We start from the raw sequence: 15,003 nt of genomic DNA, 5'->3' as shown, positions 1-15,003 counted from the left end.
CTGAGAGCCAGAAACGACTGAGCGCCAGGAACGACTGAGCGCGAACGAACACTTGAGCCCCGCACGGGTGGGGCTTAAATGTCCGTTCGCGCTGTTTCCTGGGGCGGTGCCGGCTAGGCGGTGCCGGGCAGGGCGATAACGAGGCCGGCTCAGAGGCTGCTGGTGATGAGTGTTCTGCGTGTGATGTCCATGGCCCCGAACCTAGCGAGGCAGCTTGGACAGGCGGGGACGCGCGTGTGAATCGCCGGTGAACGGCAACGCCCCGTCCGGCGCCGAGCCGCTTCTTAGACGGCCGTGCTACTCGGAAGGCCGTGCTAGTTGGACGGTTGGGGCACTTCGCAGCTCAGCTTGGGGTTGGCACCCATGTAGTTCAGCGGTCCTGCGGCGATGGTGATCGCCACGGTTCCGGCCTCCGTGCAGGAGTCCGGGGAGCCACCGAAGTAGCCCCGCTGAAACGCGGCGAAAACGCCGACGATGAGCCAGATGATCACAAGTGTTCCGATGATCCTCACGGCAGCCTCCGTAGCCCCGTTGCCACTTCAATGTGTGACTAATTATCCACCCGGTCAGCTGGGTTCGGTCGTATCCACCGGTGTTTCTTCGACGTTCGGGGTGTCCTCCGCCGTGGCGATCTGCTCGTCGCTTGGCGCTCCGGTCCGCGTGCTGTCCGTGCCCTCCTCCGGTTCGAACGTGTTCGGCTCGCCGGCTCCCACCGCGACGCCGGCGCCGGAGTCCGGGACGCCGTCCCCCTGGGTCTGCGGCGCAGTTCCGCTGTTCTGTTCTTCCTGGCCGGTTCCTTCAGTGCTCATGTCGTCTCCTGAGACCTCGTGGGGCTGGAAGTCTTACCGTAACAGCGGGGGAAGACATCCGTAAGGGCGCTTAGGATTTCTGCCGCCCGCTTTCTGCCGCCCGGCGCGGAACAGGGATAACCTTCACTTCTAGACAATATTCCTCAGCACACAGGCGGTCTTTCGGGTGGCAGAAGAATCAGCGGGCATGCAGGGCCGGTGGCGCGCCTTCCATGACAAGTTTGTGGTCGAAGAGCGGTACATGGAACCGGGCGCGAGGAAAGGGCTCTACGCCACGGCGATCATCCTTGCCCTCGTGGGGGCAACGGTCTTCTTCTTTACGCTCGCCGGTGTCTGGCAAAAGGACGGGCTGGCCAGCGCTGACGGTGAGGCGCAGAGGTGGCTGCTGACGACGCGATCCGAAGCGCTGACCGTGGTGATGATCATCCTTGCCATCATCTTCGGACCCGTGGGGCTGCCGATCATCGTCCTGGTCGTCACGGTGGCGTGGGGCATTCTGGCCAAGCACGCCTGGCGGCCCATCCTGCTGGCAGCGGCCATGCTCACCGGTGTGGGGCTCGCCCAGCTCATCGGCAGGTCCGTCGAAAGGGAACGCCCACCAGTGGACCAGATGCTGTTCGGCGCAGACCAAACATTTTCCTTCCCGTCCGGCCACGTCCTGGGTGCATCTGACTTCCTGCTGGTGACCACGTTCCTGGTCTTTTCCCGGCACCGGAACCCGAAGGCCGCCGTCGTCAGCTTTATTGTGGCCATCATCGGAGTCTTCGCGGCCTCCGTCAGCAGGCTCTATCTGGGCTACCACTGGGTGAGCGACGCCGTGGCGTCGGTGTCGCTGTCGCTGGTGGTGCTCGGTGCGGTGATTGCCGTGGACACCTGGCGCACCGCCCGGGTGCCGGGCGAGGAAGTCACCGGCGAGCTCTCCAAAGCCGACGCCCCGGACTGACGGCATGGCCACCGAAGCCGATGTCCGCCGGATCTGCCTTGCACTGCCGGGCGTGACCGAACGCGCCAGCTGGAATCAGCCGGCCTGGTTCGCCAAAACCCTGATGGCCCGCATCTGGGAAACGGGCGTGCTCACGGTCAAGACCGCCGAGCGCGAGGCTCTCGCCGGAACGGATCCGGCAACGTACTTCTGGACGCCGCACCATGAGCGGTCGCCCCAGCTGGTCCTTGTCCGGCTTTCAAGGGTCGACGGCGGCCAGCTCGCCGAACTGCTTGAGGACTCCTTCCTGCTCGCCGGGGGCCGGCTGTAGTCCTCAGGTGCCGACGTCCTCGCTTGTTGGCTCTGCCGGCCGGTCGCCGTCGTTGTGCCCGGCGCGGGCGCTGTCCTGCGGGCTGCCGCCGTCCCCGGGGCTGGCGCCGCGGCCGCGGGCCCGCTGCAGCTGGCGGCGCAGCCGGGCGTTGTCCATTTCCAGTTCCAGCACCTTGGCCACACCGGCCAGGTTGAGCCCTTCGTCCAGGAGTTCAGCGATGCGGCGCAGGACCGCCAGGTCAGATTCGCTGTACTGGCGGGTGCCGCCGTCGGTCCTTTCGGGGGTCAGCAGGCCGCGGCGCTCATAGAGCCGGATGTTTTGCTGGCCCGTCCCCACGAGCTCCGCCACGACAGAAATGGCGTACAGCCGGCGCCCGGCGCCGTCCCGGTTGGCCATGTGATTCCCCGTCCAGATTTTCTCGTTTTTCCTCTTGCACCAGTTTGTCACCGGTGCTATAAAAAATCTATATCCACCACCATAGATAAACGGGTGATGGGTAGCCATACAACCTACATGCTGAAGGGAGTGGGAAATGATGCTAATCCGTACTGACCCGTTCCGTGAGCTGGACCGGCTCACCCAGCAGGTCTTCGGAACAGCAGCCCGTCCGGCCGCCATGCCCATGGACGCGTGGCAGGAAGACGGGGAATTCGTGGTGGCGTTTGACTTGCCCGGGATTTCTCCCGACGACGTGGATCTGAACGTTGAACGGAACGTCCTTACCGTCCGGGCAGAGCGCCGTGATGCCACCCAGCCCAACGTCGAGCTGGTGGTCTCCGAGCGGCCGCGCGGCGTCTTCAGCCGCCAGGTCATTCTCGGCGACACCCTGGACGCGGACAAGATCAGGGCAAGCTACGATCTTGGCGTGCTGACACTGCGCATCCCGGTTGCCGAGCAGGCAAAGCCGCGGAAGATCGAGATCGAAAGCAAGGGCCAGCTGCACCAGATCGAGACGTAGCCGCCGCGCTGGCAGGGGCGGCCTGCGGTTTCCAGTCGGAAACCCCGGGCCGCCCCAGCCGCGATCCTCAGCAATCCTTCCAACTGCAGGCTTCTGTAATGACCAGCCCCTCACCGGATTACTATGCGGTGCTGCAGATTCCGCACGGAGCGTCGCAGCAGGAAATCGCCCGCGCCTACCGCGCCCTAATGCGCCGCCACCACCCGGATGTTGCCAGCGGTGAAGCGGTACCAGCCGAACTGCAACTCGTCATGCAGGCCTTCGCCACGCTCCGGGACCCCAAACGCCGTGCAGCCTACGACCACGAGCTCCTTGCCGCGACTGCCGGCGAACACCAACCCGCCAGCAAACCACAAAACATTCCCGTCCACGTGGTCCGGCACCGGGAACCGCCGCTGCGCGTCACGCCTGTCCGGTGGGAGAGCGGACCGTGGACCTGAAACCGACATGAGCGTCATAGGAGAACCACAGCCATGAGCGACTGGCGCCGCTACGACTCGCACCTGATTCCGGCCTTCCATGAGCGCTTTGAGCAGCGCTGGGGCAAGGGCACAGCGCCGTTCCTGGACCCCGAGGCCCATGAGGAACCCCTGCCCCGCGCACAGTGGATCAATCCCACGACCGGTGCCGCGCTGGCCGTGGTGCCCATCTGGTCCGACGACGACCACCGGCACCGTACGTTCGGGGTGTTCTACCTGCCGCCTGCCGGGGACATTTGGGTGCTTCGCCCGGGCCTGACCCATTTCCTGGAGCCCGACGCCGGCAGCTCCGCGAACCTGGTCGCCTTGCGGAACGATGCCTTCCGCAAGGCCGTGTCCCACGCCAACGAATTCCTCTTCGGGCCACCGCCGCTGGTTGATTAGCCCGCGGACTAGCTGTACTAGCCCGGCCCGGAGAAGCCCACACTGCCAAAGCCCGGCCCGGGGATACCCGGCCCGGGTATCCCCGGACCCCCGAAGCCGGGTCCGGGAAAGCCTGGGCCCGGGAAGCCGGGACCGCCGAAGCCACCCTGCCCGTCCCCGCCGCCGGCGGGGCCGCTGCCCAGCAGGCTCCTGGTGAGGGTCTCGCCGTCGGCCATCAGTTCGTCCACCGCCTCGAGCAGGTGGCTGTCCGAGACGGGAGTGCCGTCCAGTGCGGCACGCACGACGGCGCGGCGGACCAGCTCGCGAGCAAACGAGGCTGTGGTGCCTTCGGTGCGGGCCGCCGCATCGCGGACGGCGTCCGGGCTGAACGGGATGCCGCGCGCATACAGCGTCACCAGTCCGATGCGCTCGTCCAGGGCCGGTAGCGGAACGTCCACGGCCAGGTCAACGCGGCCGGGGCGCTGGGCGAGGGCCCGCTCGAGCATGTCCACGCGGTTTGTGGTGAGGACGAAGGCGACGTCGGCGTCGTGGTCCAAGCCGTCCATGGCATCCAGAACCTCGAACAGCAGCGGCTGCGGCCCGTGCCCGAAGCTCCGGTCCTCAGCGATCAGGTCGCAGTCCTCGAGCACAACGATGGAAGGCTGCAGGGCCCGGGCCATGGCGGCCGCCTCGGAAATCCTGGCCAGTGACCCTCCGGACAGCAGGACCGCGGTGATGCCGGCGCTCTGGCTCAGCAGGTACCGCACCGTGTGGGTCTTGCCCGTACCCGGCCGGCCGTACAGCAGGATGCCCCGCTTGAGGTGCTGGCCGTACGCGTTCAGCGACTCCCGGTGCGCGGCGATGCCCAGGGCGTGATCGGCCACTTTTTGGAGCAGCCCCTCGGGAAGGATGACGTCGGAGGCGGTGAGCTCCGGCCGGGCGTGGAACGTCACGCCACCGCTGCTGGGCCCGTACTCGCCCATGACCAGCGAAATGACCTGGCCCTTCAGGATGCTGCCGCGCTGCATCCGCCTGCGGAACTCGGCCAGGAAGTCTGCCGCGTTTTTCGCATCAGCGGCCAGGACCTCAAGGCACGCCGTCTGCCGCCCGTACCGCGGCGCCGCGTCCCGCTGCAGGACGGCAACAGGGCTGCCCGCGTGCCGGAACAGCCACAGCCCCAGTGCCACGGCTTGCCGCTGTTCATCCGGTCCCACGGCAAGGTTGATGTAATCGGGCTGGGACAACGGAAACTGTGGAAAGAACTGCGACTGTTGCAGCATGTCGCTCAGGGACTGGTGGTGGCGCTGGTCGCCGCCGCCGATCCCCACCAGCCGGAATTGCCCGTCCTCGGCGGCGAGTTCGGCCATCCGGATGTCCGCGTCCACGAACCGGTGGGCCGGCACCTCCTCCACCACGACCGCGAGTGATTCGGCCGGCACCGCCAGATGCTCGGTGATTGTTGTCAGCAGCTGGGTGCCGGCCTGTACGCGGTGCTGCCCGGACTGGGCGATCTGAACCAGCTGCGCGAAATCGTCGATGAACTTCCCCAATTTTTCATCCATGTCGCAGACCCTACCAGCGGCCACTCGTCAGCGGCCCTGGGCCTGTGCCATTCTGGGAGGTACCGCAGTCCGGAGGCGCCGCAGTCCTCCTGAGCCGCCGAAGCACTGGAGCCATCGAAGGAGAAGGCCATGTTTGCGCCCAAGGGTTCATTTTCCAGCTTCAGCGTCGACGACGTGGCGCGCGCCAGGGAGTTTTACGGGCAGACGCTGGGCCTGGCCGTGTCCGACGGCGCGATGGGCACGCTGGAGCTGTCCATGCCCGAGGGCCACCGGATTTTTGTCTACCCCAAGGACAACCATGAGCCGGCCACCTTCACCGTCCTGAACCTTGTGGTCGACGACGTCGAGGCAGCCGTCGATGAGCTCAACGCGGCGGGCGTCCAGACCAAGATCTATGACGATCCCAACCTGCCCACGGACGAAAAAGGAATAGCCCGGGGGATGGGACCGGACATCGCCTGGTTCAAGGATCCGGCCGGCAACGTGATTTCCGTGATCAACCCGGGCAGTGCGGCGCCCTGAGCGGTAGACTCCGGAAATCTGAAGTTTTGGCCTACCGGCCGTCCACAACGTCACAGAGGTCCAGCGATGCATCCTTCCGCCAAAGACTTGGCCGCTATGGTTCCGACCGGATTCACCCTTGGGGTGGCCACAGCAGCGTTCCAGATTGAAGGGGCGCTGGACGAGGACGGCCGTGGTCCCGCCGGCTGGGACGTCTTCGCAGCAAAACCCGGGACGATCGTGGACGGCCACAGCCCGGCCGTGGCGTGCGACCACTACCACCGCATGCCGCAGGACGTGGCCCTCATGAAGGAGCTGGGCGTCGATTCCTACCGGTTCTCACTGGCGTGGCCGCGGATCCAGCCGGATGGCCGCGGAGCGGTGAACCGGGCCGGGCTCGACTTCTATGACCGGCTGCTGGACGAGCTGCTGGCCAACGAAATTTCACCGATGGTCACCCTCTACCACTGGGACACGCCGCTGGCCCTCGACGAGGACGGCGGCTGGCTCAACCGGGACACGGCCTACCGGCTGGGCGAGTTTGCCGCCATCGCTGCGGCGGCGTACGGGGACCGGGTGGCGCGTTGGGTGACCATCAACGAGCCAGCTACCGTGACCACCAACGGCTATGCCCTGGGCCTGCACTCCCCGGGGAAGGCCGACTTCGCAAATGGCCTGCCCACCGTGCACCACCAGCTGCTGGGCCACGGCCTGGCGCTGCAGGCACTGCGGGCAGCGAAGGTGCCCGGCGAAATCGGCATGACCAACGTGTACTCGCCCGTGGTGCCCAACTCCGGCAACCCCCTCGACTGGATCAGTGCGGGAGCCATGGATGTGGCACAGAACCGGCTCTACGCGGACCCGGTGCTCACCGGAAAGTATCCGGACCTCATCCGGGCGGCGAAGCTCTTTTCGTCCTTCGAGCATCCTGACGAGGACATGGCCGTCATCTCCCAGCCGCTGGACTTCTACGGCCTGAACTACTACATGCCTACCCGGGTGGCGGCAGGCGGCGGCGACAGCCCCGTTCCGGCGGCCATGGCCGAGGCGATGGGGGATGACCTCAGGGACGCCACGCCCGGCGCGCCGCTGCACATTGAGCCGTGGCCGGACACCGAAACCACTGCCTACGGGTGGCCCGTGAAACCGGAATACATGGCCGTGGCGCTCAAGGAGATGGCCGAACGGTACCCGAAACTCCCGCCGGTGATCATCACCGAGGGCGGGGCGAGCTTTGTTGACGTCAAGGTCCGCGACAAGTCAGCCAACCGGACCTTCATCCCCGACGAGCGGCGGCTCCGCTACCTCTCCGACCACCTCGGCACCGCCCTCCGTGCCACGGCCCCCGGCGGTGAGGCAGAGGCGATCGACCTGCGCGGCTACTACGTCTGGTCATTCATGGACAACTTCGAATGGTCGGGCGGCTACAAACAGCCGTTCGGCCTGGTGCACGTGGATTTCGAGACGCAGGTGCGCACGCCCAAGGCCTCGTTCTACTGGTTCCAGGAACTCCAGGAGGAACGGAAGCTGGCAGCGTCCGCGGATGCCGCCGTCGCGGCTGCGGCAGCAGGGACGGACGGCGCGCTGACAGACGCCGGGATCTCCGACGGCGGAATGTCCGACGGCGGTCCGGTCACCTAGAGCCGTCCGGGCACCTAGAGCCGTCCGGGCACCTGGCGCAACACGGGCACCTAGAGGAGTTCGAGCTCCCGGAGCTGGCGGGCTATGCCGGCCCCGTCGGGAGAGTAGATCCACGGCACCGTCGAGGCGCTGTGGTCGCCGTCCTCGGAATGGCCGCCGGCGAAGACGGCTTCGCTCACGGACAGCTGCCGGATGGCGATGGCCGCCACCTTGTCCGCGTTGTGCTGCGTGAACTGCGAGTAGATCTGCTCGTCGTGCTGGCCGTTGTCGCCAATCAGGAGCCAGCGCATATGCGGGAACTCGGCCGCCAGCCGCTCAAGGTTGCGGCGCTTGTGCTCCTGGCCGCTGCGGAACCAGCGGTCCTGCGTCAGCCCCCAGTCCGTCAGGAGCAGCGGGCCGGCCGGGTACATGTTCCGGGTCAGGAACCGCGCGAGGGTGGGCGCAGCGTTCCAGGGGCCCGTCGAGAGATAGATGACCGGCGCGTCGGGATGCTCAACGGTGAGCCGGTCCAGCAGCACCGCCATCCCCGGGGTGGCCATCCTGGCCCGCTCGCTCAGCACAAAGGTGTTCCAGAGTGCCAGGAACGGCCGGGGCAAGGCCGTCACCATGACGGTGTCGTCAATATCGGAGACGATGCCAAATTTCGTGTCCGGGGCAATGACAAGAATGCTTGCCTCCGCCGGTTCGGCATCCGGGGAGCGGAGTATGGCGGTGTGCCAGCCCGGTGCGAGGGACACCGGTATGTCGATGTCCACCAGCCCGCCCCGGTCGGCCTTGACCTTCGTGACCGTTCCGCCCACCTCGATCTCCACTTCGGAACGGGGGATGGGAACGCTGGTGAAGGCGCGCCAGCCACGTACATTTTCGGTGCCGTTCCGGGCGGCATGGTCAGCGCGGCTGCCGGGCACGGGCTTGCTGGCCAGCACCACCCTGCCCAGGACACGGACCCACTCGGTGGAGCCGTAGCCCTGGTAGGCGATCGTCTTGGGCTCAAACTTCCAGCGGCGCGCCAGTTTCAGGCGCGCCGTATTGATCGAGTCGGATAGCCAGTGGGCCAGGCGGAAGACGCGCGTCCCTGACAAACTCGTCCCTGACAACGGTGATTCCTGCGACGCCATGTCCATGCCTTCACTCTGCCACAGGGCAGCCGCCCATGGGCTGCCCGCCCGCGCTCTGTTACTCGCCGCCGTCTCCCAACATGCCGCGCAGGGTGGCCGCGTTGCGCACGGCGTTGCCGCCGCCGTCGTTGTTGAAATAGGCGAAGACTTCCTTTCCGGAGCTGCGCCACTCCCGGATCCTGTCCGCCCACCAGCCCAGTTCCTCATCCGAGTAGGAACCGCCGTACAGGTGCTGGTGGTCGGGCCCGTGCAGCCTGACGTAGACGAACGGTGCGGTCGCCTGGAGGTTGCAGGGTAGATTGGCGCCGCTCATGACGGTGTACGCAGCCTGGTGCCGTTCCAGCAGTCCGTACACCTCCGGATGCTCCCAGCTGGGATGCCGGAACTCCACGGCCACCCGAATCCACTCGGGCATGGCGCCGAGGAAGTAGTCCAGCCGGGCGTCATCCCTGGCCATGCCGGGAGGCAGCTGCACCAGCAGCACCGCGCGCTTGTCGCCGAGCTCGTGCCAACACCGCGAGATGCGTTCGATCCAGACTTCCGGGCCGTACAGCTTCTTGCCGTGGGTGAGCCCGCGGGGGGCTTTGACGGACAGCGAAAAACCGGCCGGAAGCCGGGTCCGCCAGCCGGCGAACGTGGTGTCCCGCGGCCAGCGGTAGAAGCTGGCATTGAGCTCCACCGTGCTGAATCTTGCCACGTAGTATTGCAGCCGCTCCCGGGTGGGGAGCCCCGGCGGGTAAAGCACATTTTCCCAGTGGTCGTAGCTCCAGCCCGACGTGCCGATGTGGATGTTCACCTGTCGGGCGTCACTCGAAGTGGGTTGTCAGTGGGCCGCCGCCGGCAGAGTCAACGATGGCCGCAGCGACGTCGCGCAGCTTCAGGTTGCGCGTACTGGACGCCGACTTGATCAGGTTGATGGCGTCTTCCTGGCTGCAGCGGTTCTGCGCAATGATGATCCCGACAGCGGTGTCGATGATGGTCCGTGACTCCATCGCCCGCCTGAGGTTGGCGGCGTGGTCGTTGCGTTGGGCGAGCATGACCGCGAGCCGGAGACCCTTGGAGGCCTGGCGGACGTAGCTGATGGCGCTCTCCACGGCGGCCGCGTCAAAGACGTTCGGCTTCTCGGAGTACAGGTTGAGTCCGGCCCGTGCGTCGGCGCCCGGCAGTTCGAAGGGGACCGCCAGAACCGAACGGATGCCGTTTTTCAGGACGGTGTCATTGTAATCCGGGAATTCGGTGTCGAGCTCGAAGTCCGGAACGTGGACCAGGACACCCTCGCGGCAGGAGCGAAGGCAGGGGCCGTCGCCAAACTGGTACTGGATTTCGTCCAGTGCCTGGGCGTGCTCACCGCTGCTGGCCACGGTGGCGGCCGAACGGTGCCGCAGGAGGGTAATGCCGGAATAGATCTGGCCGTGCGGTCCCGACATGCTCTCGGCCGAGAACCGTGCCAGCTCTTCGAGGAAATCCTGGACATCCTGGGTGTCCAGCAACATGTCCTGGACGCGCCCCACCACGTCGGCTTCGCTCAGGCGACTATCCACTCGAGGCTCCACTTCCGCCCTGCAAACCGGCTGGGCCGGGTGACCGGGCAAGACTCCGGCGGCCGCTCCGCCTCACTTCAGGCTACACCCGGTACCCCCTCGTGCCGCGGGGCCTGCTGTGGCACTGTAAGGGCATGGTAGGCATCGAGGATTATGCGGTGGTCGGCGACCTGCACACGGCGGCCCTGGTCAGCACTGAAGGGTCGATTGACTGGCTGTGCCTGCCCCGGTTCGATTCGCCGGCATGCTTCAATGCACTCCTGGACACCCCCGAAGCCGGCCGCTGGCTCCTCGCCCCGGCAGGTGGCGGCGGCTGCACACGGCGCCGCTACCGGCGGCACACCCTCATCCTGGAAACCGAGTGGGAAACTGATGACGGCGCCGTCCGGGTCATCGACTTCATGCCTCCCCGCGACGAGGTGGCGGACATCGTGCGGATCGTGGTGGGGCTGCACGGACACGTCAGGATGAGAAGCGAGCTGGCCCTGCGCTTCGACTACGGCCACATCATGCCCTGGGTGCGCCGGGACAGCCACGGCCTCCACGCCATCGCGGGACCCGATTCTGCCTACCTGGTGACCACCGCCCCGCTGCGCGGCGAACGCATGCACACCGTCAGCGACTTCATCGTGAAAGCCGGCGAACGGGTGCCGTTCGTGCTGACCTGGGCGCCCAGCCATGTCCGGCGGCCCCGGTCCGTGGACGCCGAGGAAGTCCTTGACTCCACCGAACGGTTCTGGCGGGAGTGGACGGATAAGTGCAAGGTAACCGGGCCGTACAAGGACGCCGTGCAGCGCTCGCTGATCACGCTCAAGGCCCTGACCTATGCGCCCACCGGAGGCATCGTTGCAGCCGTGACCACGTCGCTGCCGGAGCAGCTGGGCGGGCCTCGGAACTGGGACTACCGCTTCTGCTGGCTCCGAGATGCCACCCTGACCCTCCAGGCGCTGCTGGCCGCCGGCTATACCTCCGAGGCGGCGGCGTGGCGCGACTGGCTGCTCCGGGCCGTGGCGGGGGACCCGGCCGACCTGCAGATCATGTACGGGATCCACGGGGAACGCAGGCTGCCCGAAATGGAGCTTCCCTGGCTGGCCGGCTACGAGAACTCGACGCCGGTCAGGGTGGGCAACGCGGCTGCCGGCCAGCTGCAGCTGGACGTGTGGGGTGAGGTCCTGGACTGCCTTGCCCTGACCCGCAACTCGCTGCTGAAGCACACGGACGAAGCCTGGGACGTCCAGGTGGCGCTGATGGAATACCTCGAAGGGGCCTGGGACCAGCCGGACAACGGGCTGTGGGAGATGCGCGGCCCGCGGCGCCATTTCACCCATTCCAAGGTGATGGCATGGGTAGCAGCGGACCGGATGGTCAAGGGGGTGCGGGATTCAAGGCTTCCCGGTCCGGCGGACCGCTGGGAGGCGCTGCGTGACACCATCCAGGCCGAGGTCATGGCTAAGGGCTTCGACGCCGAGCGGAACACCTTCACCCAGAGCTATGGCCGGCCGGAACTCGATGCCAGCCTGCTCCTCATTCCCCGCGTGGGATTCCTCCCGCCCGACGACCCCCGGGTGATCGGCACTATCGAGGCCATCCAGCGCGAACTGACGGAGGACGGGTTCGTGCTCCGGTACCGGCCCCAGGTGAGCGACGACGGACTGCCAGGCGGTGAGGGGGTGTTCCTTGCTTGTTCCTTCTGGCTCGTGGAGGCGCTGCTGGGGGCAGGCCGGCACAGGGAGGCCACGGAACTGTTCGAACGGCTGCTGTCGCTGCGCAACGACGTCGGACTGCTGAGCGAGGAATGGGGCGTCCAGAGTAGGCGGCACCTCGGGAACACCCCGCAGGCGTTCAGCCATTTCGCGCTGGTGACCAGTGCACTGGAACTCAGTCAACACCGGCCCCGCCGGAGCGACAAGCCGCTCCCGTCAAAGGCTGGCACCGGCTGAGGGCTTGGCGCCGACAGCCTTGTTCGAAGCCGAATTTGGGTGGCACCTCTCACCTTCGGTTTGTAAGTAAGTATACTTACTAAACACCTCGGCGAAGGGTGAAGAAGGAGGAAGGCAAATTGGCTGGATATTTCGAGTTGGTGGACGCCCCCGACGGCGGTTACAGGATCCGGCTGCTGGACGGGGCGGGGGCACTGATGGCGGTGTCCGTTACCTTCCCGACGAAGCGCGCGGCGGTTGCCGGAGTTGCCCAGGCCAGGGAGATCGCCGGCACCGGACTGATACGTGACTGCTCCAAGGACGCAGTCAAGCGGCCCGCGCAAAAGCGCCACGCCAAGCCCGCGCGTCAGGCAGTGAAGTCCACGGTTGGCGCCGGCTATGGCTCCCCGAAGAGCGTCCGGCAGCGGGTGCCTGCGCCGCACCTGGCCGAGGTTGGCGCGGGTGTCGGTGGACAAGCCGGTGGATAGGGAGTCGGGAGGTCCGTCGCCGGCAGGGCGCCGCCGGGAGAAGGCTGTCCTGTTCGATGTTGACGGAACGCTGATCGACTCCGCCTATATCCACACTCTCGCCTGGTGGCAGGCGTTCCGCCAGTCCGGTTTCGACGTGCCCATGGCCCGGATCCACCGCTGTGTGGGGATGGGCGGGGCGCGTCTGGTGGACAATTTGCTGCCGGACTCCCGGAACAGGGAAGTGGATGAGGCCATCCTGTCCGCCCATTCAGGGGTTTTCGGCACGTTCTGGCCATCGCTCCGCGCCTTTGACGGGGCCCGGGACCTGCTGGCCGAGTGCCGCCAGGGCGGCCTGGCGGTGGCCCTGGCCTCGTCCGCGAGGGAACAGGATCTCAACGCGTTGCGGTCGGCGTTGTCGGCGGATGACTTCATTGATGCCGCCACGAGCTCCAATGATGCGGAAAACAGCAAGCCTGAGCCGGACATCCTGGTGGCGGCGCTGGAGGCTGTTGGGGTTCAGGCCTCCGGCGCGGTTTACGTGGGGGATGCGGTGTGGGACGTCATGGCGGCCAGCAGGCTCGGCATCCCCACCATCGCCCTGACCTGCGGCGGCACCAGCGAGGCGGAATTGCGCGACGTGGGGGCCGCCGAGGTCTACGCGGGTCCGCGGGAGCTGCTGGACAACCTGGGCCGCAGTGCGATCGGAAAGCTGCTCGCAGGTTAGGCGTCCGGCGGCGTCAGGCGCCGGCCGTGTCCACCTTGGATTCGGTGTTCGTGAACGCGCCGCCCTCGGGTTCGTCCGCGTACGCCCCTTTGTTCCACGACACCGAAACCGACACGGAGCCGTCGTCGTTCCTGACCACCTCGGTGAGCACTTCCGAAACCGCCGCCCCCATGGCGAGGATCTTTGCGCGGTAGGTGGTCACCAGTTCCTCGAGGCTGGACTCCGTCCATTCGCCTGGGCGCATGCGCGTGGAGATTTCCACTGGTTCGGGCTGGTACAGCGACATTATGGGCGCCTTTCCTAGGGGGCAAGAACAGTTCCTACGCTAAGAGCGTTCCCCGGCCGAAACAAGAGAACAGCAAGGATGCTTACTTTCCAATCCTGGATCACGAAAAATTGATAAGCATGCTGATCTTCACATCCGGGCCCGGGCGCGTTACGGTCGAAAGGACGCGACGTGCAGCTACAGGAAGGCGCTCCATTGAAGGCACTGACTTGGCAAGGCAAACGCTCGGTGACCGTGAAGGAAGTACCGGACCCCGTCATCCAGGAGCCCACGGATGCGATCGTGAGGATCACGTCCTCCGCGATCTGCGGTTCGGACCTCCACCTGTACGAGGTGCTTGGCCCCTACATGCACAAGGACGACGTGCTGGGCCACGAACCCATGGGCATCGTGGAAGAGGTGGGAAGCGCCGTCACCAACCTGGCCAAGGGCGACCGCGTGGTCATTCCCTTCAACATTTCCTGCGGCCACTGCTACATGTGTTCCCAGGGCCTCCAGTCGCAGTGCGAAACCAGCCAGGTCCGGGCGAAGAACTCCGGGGCCGCGCTCTACGGCTATTCGGAGCTCTACGGCTCCATTCCCGGCGGGCAGGCGGAGTTCCTGCGGGTTCCGTTCGCGGACTACGGCCCGGTGAAGGTGGGGCAGGAGCTGCCGGACGAGCGGTATCTGTTCCTTTCGGACATTCTTCCCACTGCGTGGCAGGCCGTGAAATACGCCGACGCTCCAGCCGGCGGAACGCTGGCCGTCTTCGGGCTGGGGCCGGTGGGACAGTTCGCCTCCCGGGTGGGCGCGTACCTCGGCCAGCGGGTGATCGGTGTTGATCCCGTCCCGGAGCGCCGCGGGATGGCGGCGCGCCACGGCGTCGAGGTTCTGGACTATGCCAAGGGCATCGCGGACGAACTGCGGGAGATGACCGAAGGCCGGGGCCCGGACGCCGTAGTCGACGCCGTCGGGATGGAAGCGCACGGATCACCGGTGGCGGGATTCGCCCACCAGGCACTCGGCCTCCTTCCGGACAAGGTGGCACAGAAGGCTATGGAAACCGCCGGCGTGGACAGGCTGGCCGTGCTCCACACGGCCATCGACTCGGTCCGGCGCGGGGGCACGGTTTCCCTGAGCGGTGTCTACGGCGGCATGGCCAGCCCCATGCCCCTGCTCACCATGTTCGACAAGCAGATCCAGCTGCGCATGGGCCAATGCAACGTCCGCCGGTGGACGGACGAGCTGCTTCCGCTGGTGGAGGACGACGCCGATCCGCTGGGTGTGATGGATCTTGTCACGCATACTGCCGGGCTGGCCGAGGCGCCCGAGCTTTATGACAAGTTCCAGAAGAAAGAGGACGGCTGCATCAAGGTGGTCCTCAAACCCTGACGGGCACG

19 protein-coding genes are annotated in these 15,003 nt (G+C 66.5%); 11 read left to right on the top strand and 8 right to left on the bottom strand.

The window, feature by feature from the left end; all coding sequences use genetic code 11:
• Positions 1–314: 314 nt before the first annotated feature.
• Together ARGLB_RS21925 and ARGLB_RS21920 are read right to left on the bottom strand one after the other, a co-directional pair.
• Complete coding sequence (locus tag ARGLB_RS21925) at positions 315–512, bottom strand: hypothetical protein (protein WP_003806367.1); 198 nt, start codon at positions 510–512, stop codon at positions 315–317.
• 54 nt (positions 513–566) lie between these two features.
• Entirely contained in the window at positions 567–809 is a 243-nt protein-coding gene (locus tag ARGLB_RS21920) for a hypothetical protein (RefSeq protein ID WP_003806366.1), read from the bottom strand.
• Between the two features lie 187 nt (positions 810–996).
• Here ARGLB_RS21920 and ARGLB_RS21915 point away from each other — a divergent pair, with 187 nt between their 5' ends.
• Positions 997–1,752 (top strand): phosphatase PAP2 family protein, encoded by a 756-nt coding sequence (locus ARGLB_RS21915; RefSeq protein ID WP_003806365.1) that lies wholly within the window; start codon positions 997–999, stop codon positions 1,750–1,752.
• 4 nt (positions 1,753–1,756) lie between these two features.
• Positions 1,757–2,062, top strand: coding sequence for an MmcQ/YjbR family DNA-binding protein (locus tag ARGLB_RS21910; protein WP_003806364.1), 306 nt, complete (start codon positions 1,757–1,759; stop codon positions 2,060–2,062).
• Between the two features lie 3 nt (positions 2,063–2,065).
• On the opposite strand, the gene ARGLB_RS21905 is transcribed toward ARGLB_RS21910, so the two are convergent.
• The gene (locus ARGLB_RS21905; RefSeq protein ID WP_003806362.1) at positions 2,066–2,458 is read right to left on the bottom strand and encodes a MerR family transcriptional regulator; all 393 of its coding nucleotides are present in this window, start codon (positions 2,456–2,458) and stop codon (positions 2,066–2,068) included.
• A 139-nt stretch (positions 2,459–2,597) separates the two neighbouring features.
• Between ARGLB_RS21905 and ARGLB_RS21900 the strand changes: the two genes are divergently transcribed.
• The 3 genes from ARGLB_RS21900 (at position 2,598) to ARGLB_RS21890 (ending at position 3,883) form a co-directional block, all read left to right on the top strand.
• On the top strand, positions 2,598–3,020 hold the full coding sequence (locus ARGLB_RS21900; protein WP_043420231.1) for an Hsp20/alpha crystallin family protein: 423 nt from the start codon (positions 2,598–2,600) through the stop codon (positions 3,018–3,020).
• A 98-nt stretch (positions 3,021–3,118) separates the two neighbouring features.
• Positions 3,119–3,460: a J domain-containing protein gene (locus tag ARGLB_RS21895; protein WP_003806359.1), complete on the top strand. Its 342-nt coding sequence runs from the start codon at positions 3,119–3,121 to the stop codon at positions 3,458–3,460.
• 33 nt (positions 3,461–3,493) lie between these two features.
• The gene (locus ARGLB_RS21890; protein ID WP_003806357.1) at positions 3,494–3,883 is read left to right on the top strand and encodes a hypothetical protein; all 390 of its coding nucleotides are present in this window, start codon (positions 3,494–3,496) and stop codon (positions 3,881–3,883) included.
• A gap of 17 nt (positions 3,884–3,900) precedes the next feature.
• Here the strand turns inward: ARGLB_RS21890 and ARGLB_RS21885 are convergent, their stop codons facing one another.
• On the bottom strand, positions 3,901–5,424 hold the full coding sequence (locus ARGLB_RS21885; RefSeq protein WP_003806356.1) for an AAA family ATPase: 1,524 nt from the start codon (positions 5,422–5,424) through the stop codon (positions 3,901–3,903).
• Positions 5,425–5,553: 129 nt separating this feature from the next.
• Between ARGLB_RS21885 and ARGLB_RS21880 the strand changes: the two genes are divergently transcribed.
• Entirely contained in the window at positions 5,554–5,946 is a 393-nt protein-coding gene (locus tag ARGLB_RS21880) for a VOC family protein (protein ID WP_003806355.1), read from the top strand.
• A 66-nt stretch (positions 5,947–6,012) separates the two neighbouring features.
• Positions 6,013–7,566 carry a glycoside hydrolase family 1 protein gene (locus tag ARGLB_RS21875; RefSeq protein ID WP_083839725.1) on the top strand — a complete coding sequence of 518 codons (1,554 nt, stop codon included), beginning with the start codon at positions 6,013–6,015 and terminating at the stop codon, positions 7,564–7,566.
• Between the two features lie 50 nt (positions 7,567–7,616).
• Here the strand turns inward: ARGLB_RS21875 and ARGLB_RS21870 are convergent, their stop codons facing one another.
• Genes ARGLB_RS21870 through ARGLB_RS21860 form a run of 3 tightly spaced genes read right to left on the bottom strand, consistent with a single transcriptional unit; the run spans position 7,617 to position 10,225 of the window.
• The gene (locus ARGLB_RS21870; RefSeq protein ID WP_003806353.1) at positions 7,617–8,690 is read right to left on the bottom strand and encodes an App1 family protein phosphatidate phosphatase; all 1,074 of its coding nucleotides are present in this window, start codon (positions 8,688–8,690) and stop codon (positions 7,617–7,619) included.
• 52 nt (positions 8,691–8,742) lie between these two features.
• Complete coding sequence (locus ARGLB_RS21865; RefSeq protein WP_003806352.1) at positions 8,743–9,480, bottom strand: DUF72 domain-containing protein; 738 nt, start codon at positions 9,478–9,480, stop codon at positions 8,743–8,745.
• A gap of 10 nt (positions 9,481–9,490) precedes the next feature.
• On the bottom strand, positions 9,491–10,225 hold the full coding sequence (locus ARGLB_RS21860; protein WP_003806351.1) for a GAF and ANTAR domain-containing protein: 735 nt from the start codon (positions 10,223–10,225) through the stop codon (positions 9,491–9,493).
• Between the two features lie 134 nt (positions 10,226–10,359).
• Here ARGLB_RS21860 and ARGLB_RS21855 point away from each other — a divergent pair, with 134 nt between their 5' ends.
• The 3 genes from ARGLB_RS21855 (at position 10,360) to ARGLB_RS21845 (ending at position 13,338) form a co-directional block, all read left to right on the top strand.
• Positions 10,360–12,165, top strand: a complete 1,806-nt coding sequence (locus tag ARGLB_RS21855; RefSeq protein WP_043420206.1) for a glycoside hydrolase family 15 protein — start codon at positions 10,360–10,362, stop codon at positions 12,163–12,165.
• Positions 12,166–12,284: 119 nt separating this feature from the next.
• On the top strand, positions 12,285–12,632 hold the full coding sequence (locus ARGLB_RS24245) for a YegP family protein (protein ID WP_003806349.1): 348 nt from the start codon (positions 12,285–12,287) through the stop codon (positions 12,630–12,632).
• On the top strand, positions 12,625–13,338 hold the full coding sequence (locus tag ARGLB_RS21845; protein WP_003806348.1) for an HAD family hydrolase: 714 nt from the start codon (positions 12,625–12,627) through the stop codon (positions 13,336–13,338). Before ARGLB_RS24245 ends, ARGLB_RS21845 begins: the two co-directional genes overlap by 8 nt.
• 13 nt (positions 13,339–13,351) lie before the next feature.
• On the opposite strand, the gene ARGLB_RS21840 is transcribed toward ARGLB_RS21845, so the two are convergent.
• Complete coding sequence (locus ARGLB_RS21840) at positions 13,352–13,624, bottom strand: hypothetical protein (protein ID WP_003806346.1); 273 nt, start codon at positions 13,622–13,624, stop codon at positions 13,352–13,354.
• A 195-nt stretch (positions 13,625–13,819) separates the two neighbouring features.
• Here ARGLB_RS21840 and ARGLB_RS21835 point away from each other — a divergent pair, with 195 nt between their 5' ends.
• Positions 13,820–14,995, top strand: coding sequence for a zinc-dependent alcohol dehydrogenase (locus ARGLB_RS21835; RefSeq protein ID WP_003806343.1), 1,176 nt, complete (start codon positions 13,820–13,822; stop codon positions 14,993–14,995).
• Positions 14,996–15,003: the final 8 nt, after the last annotated feature.

It is taken from the genome of Arthrobacter globiformis NBRC 12137, assembly GCF_000238915.1.
Taxonomy (GTDB): Bacteria; Actinomycetota; Actinomycetes; order Actinomycetales; family Micrococcaceae; genus Arthrobacter; species Arthrobacter globiformis.
This window is presented reverse-complemented; position numbering and strand designations above follow the sequence as displayed.

Bases quoted from the DNA above. Each gene is read 5' to 3' on its own strand.
- ARGLB_RS21885 (WP_003806356.1), bottom strand. From the start codon at position 5,424: ATGGATGAAAAATTGGGGAAGTTCATCGACGATTTCGCGCAGCTGGTT.
- ARGLB_RS21895 (WP_003806359.1), top strand. From the start codon at position 3,119: ATGACCAGCCCCTCACCGGATTACTATGCGGTGCTGCAGATTCCGCAC.
- ARGLB_RS21870 (WP_003806353.1), bottom strand. From the start codon at position 8,690: ATGGACATGGCGTCGCAGGAATCACCGTTGTCAGGGACGAGTTTGTCA.
- ARGLB_RS21915 (WP_003806365.1), top strand. From the start codon at position 997: ATGCAGGGCCGGTGGCGCGCCTTCCATGACAAGTTTGTGGTCGAAGAG.
- ARGLB_RS21880 (WP_003806355.1), top strand. From the start codon at position 5,554: ATGTTTGCGCCCAAGGGTTCATTTTCCAGCTTCAGCGTCGACGACGTG.
- ARGLB_RS21900 (WP_043420231.1), top strand. From the start codon at position 2,598: ATGCTAATCCGTACTGACCCGTTCCGTGAGCTGGACCGGCTCACCCAG.
- ARGLB_RS21905 (WP_003806362.1), bottom strand. From the start codon at position 2,458: ATGGCCAACCGGGACGGCGCCGGGCGCCGGCTGTACGCCATTTCTGTC.
- ARGLB_RS21890 (WP_003806357.1), top strand. From the start codon at position 3,494: ATGAGCGACTGGCGCCGCTACGACTCGCACCTGATTCCGGCCTTCCAT.
- ARGLB_RS21910 (WP_003806364.1), top strand. From the start codon at position 1,757: ATGGCCACCGAAGCCGATGTCCGCCGGATCTGCCTTGCACTGCCGGGC.
- ARGLB_RS21855 (WP_043420206.1), top strand. From the start codon at position 10,360: ATGGTAGGCATCGAGGATTATGCGGTGGTCGGCGACCTGCACACGGCG.
- ARGLB_RS21875 (WP_083839725.1), top strand. From the start codon at position 6,013: ATGCATCCTTCCGCCAAAGACTTGGCCGCTATGGTTCCGACCGGATTC.
- ARGLB_RS21920 (WP_003806366.1), bottom strand. From the start codon at position 809: ATGAGCACTGAAGGAACCGGCCAGGAAGAACAGAACAGCGGAACTGCG.
- ARGLB_RS21840 (WP_003806346.1), bottom strand. From the start codon at position 13,624: ATGTCGCTGTACCAGCCCGAACCAGTGGAAATCTCCACGCGCATGCGC.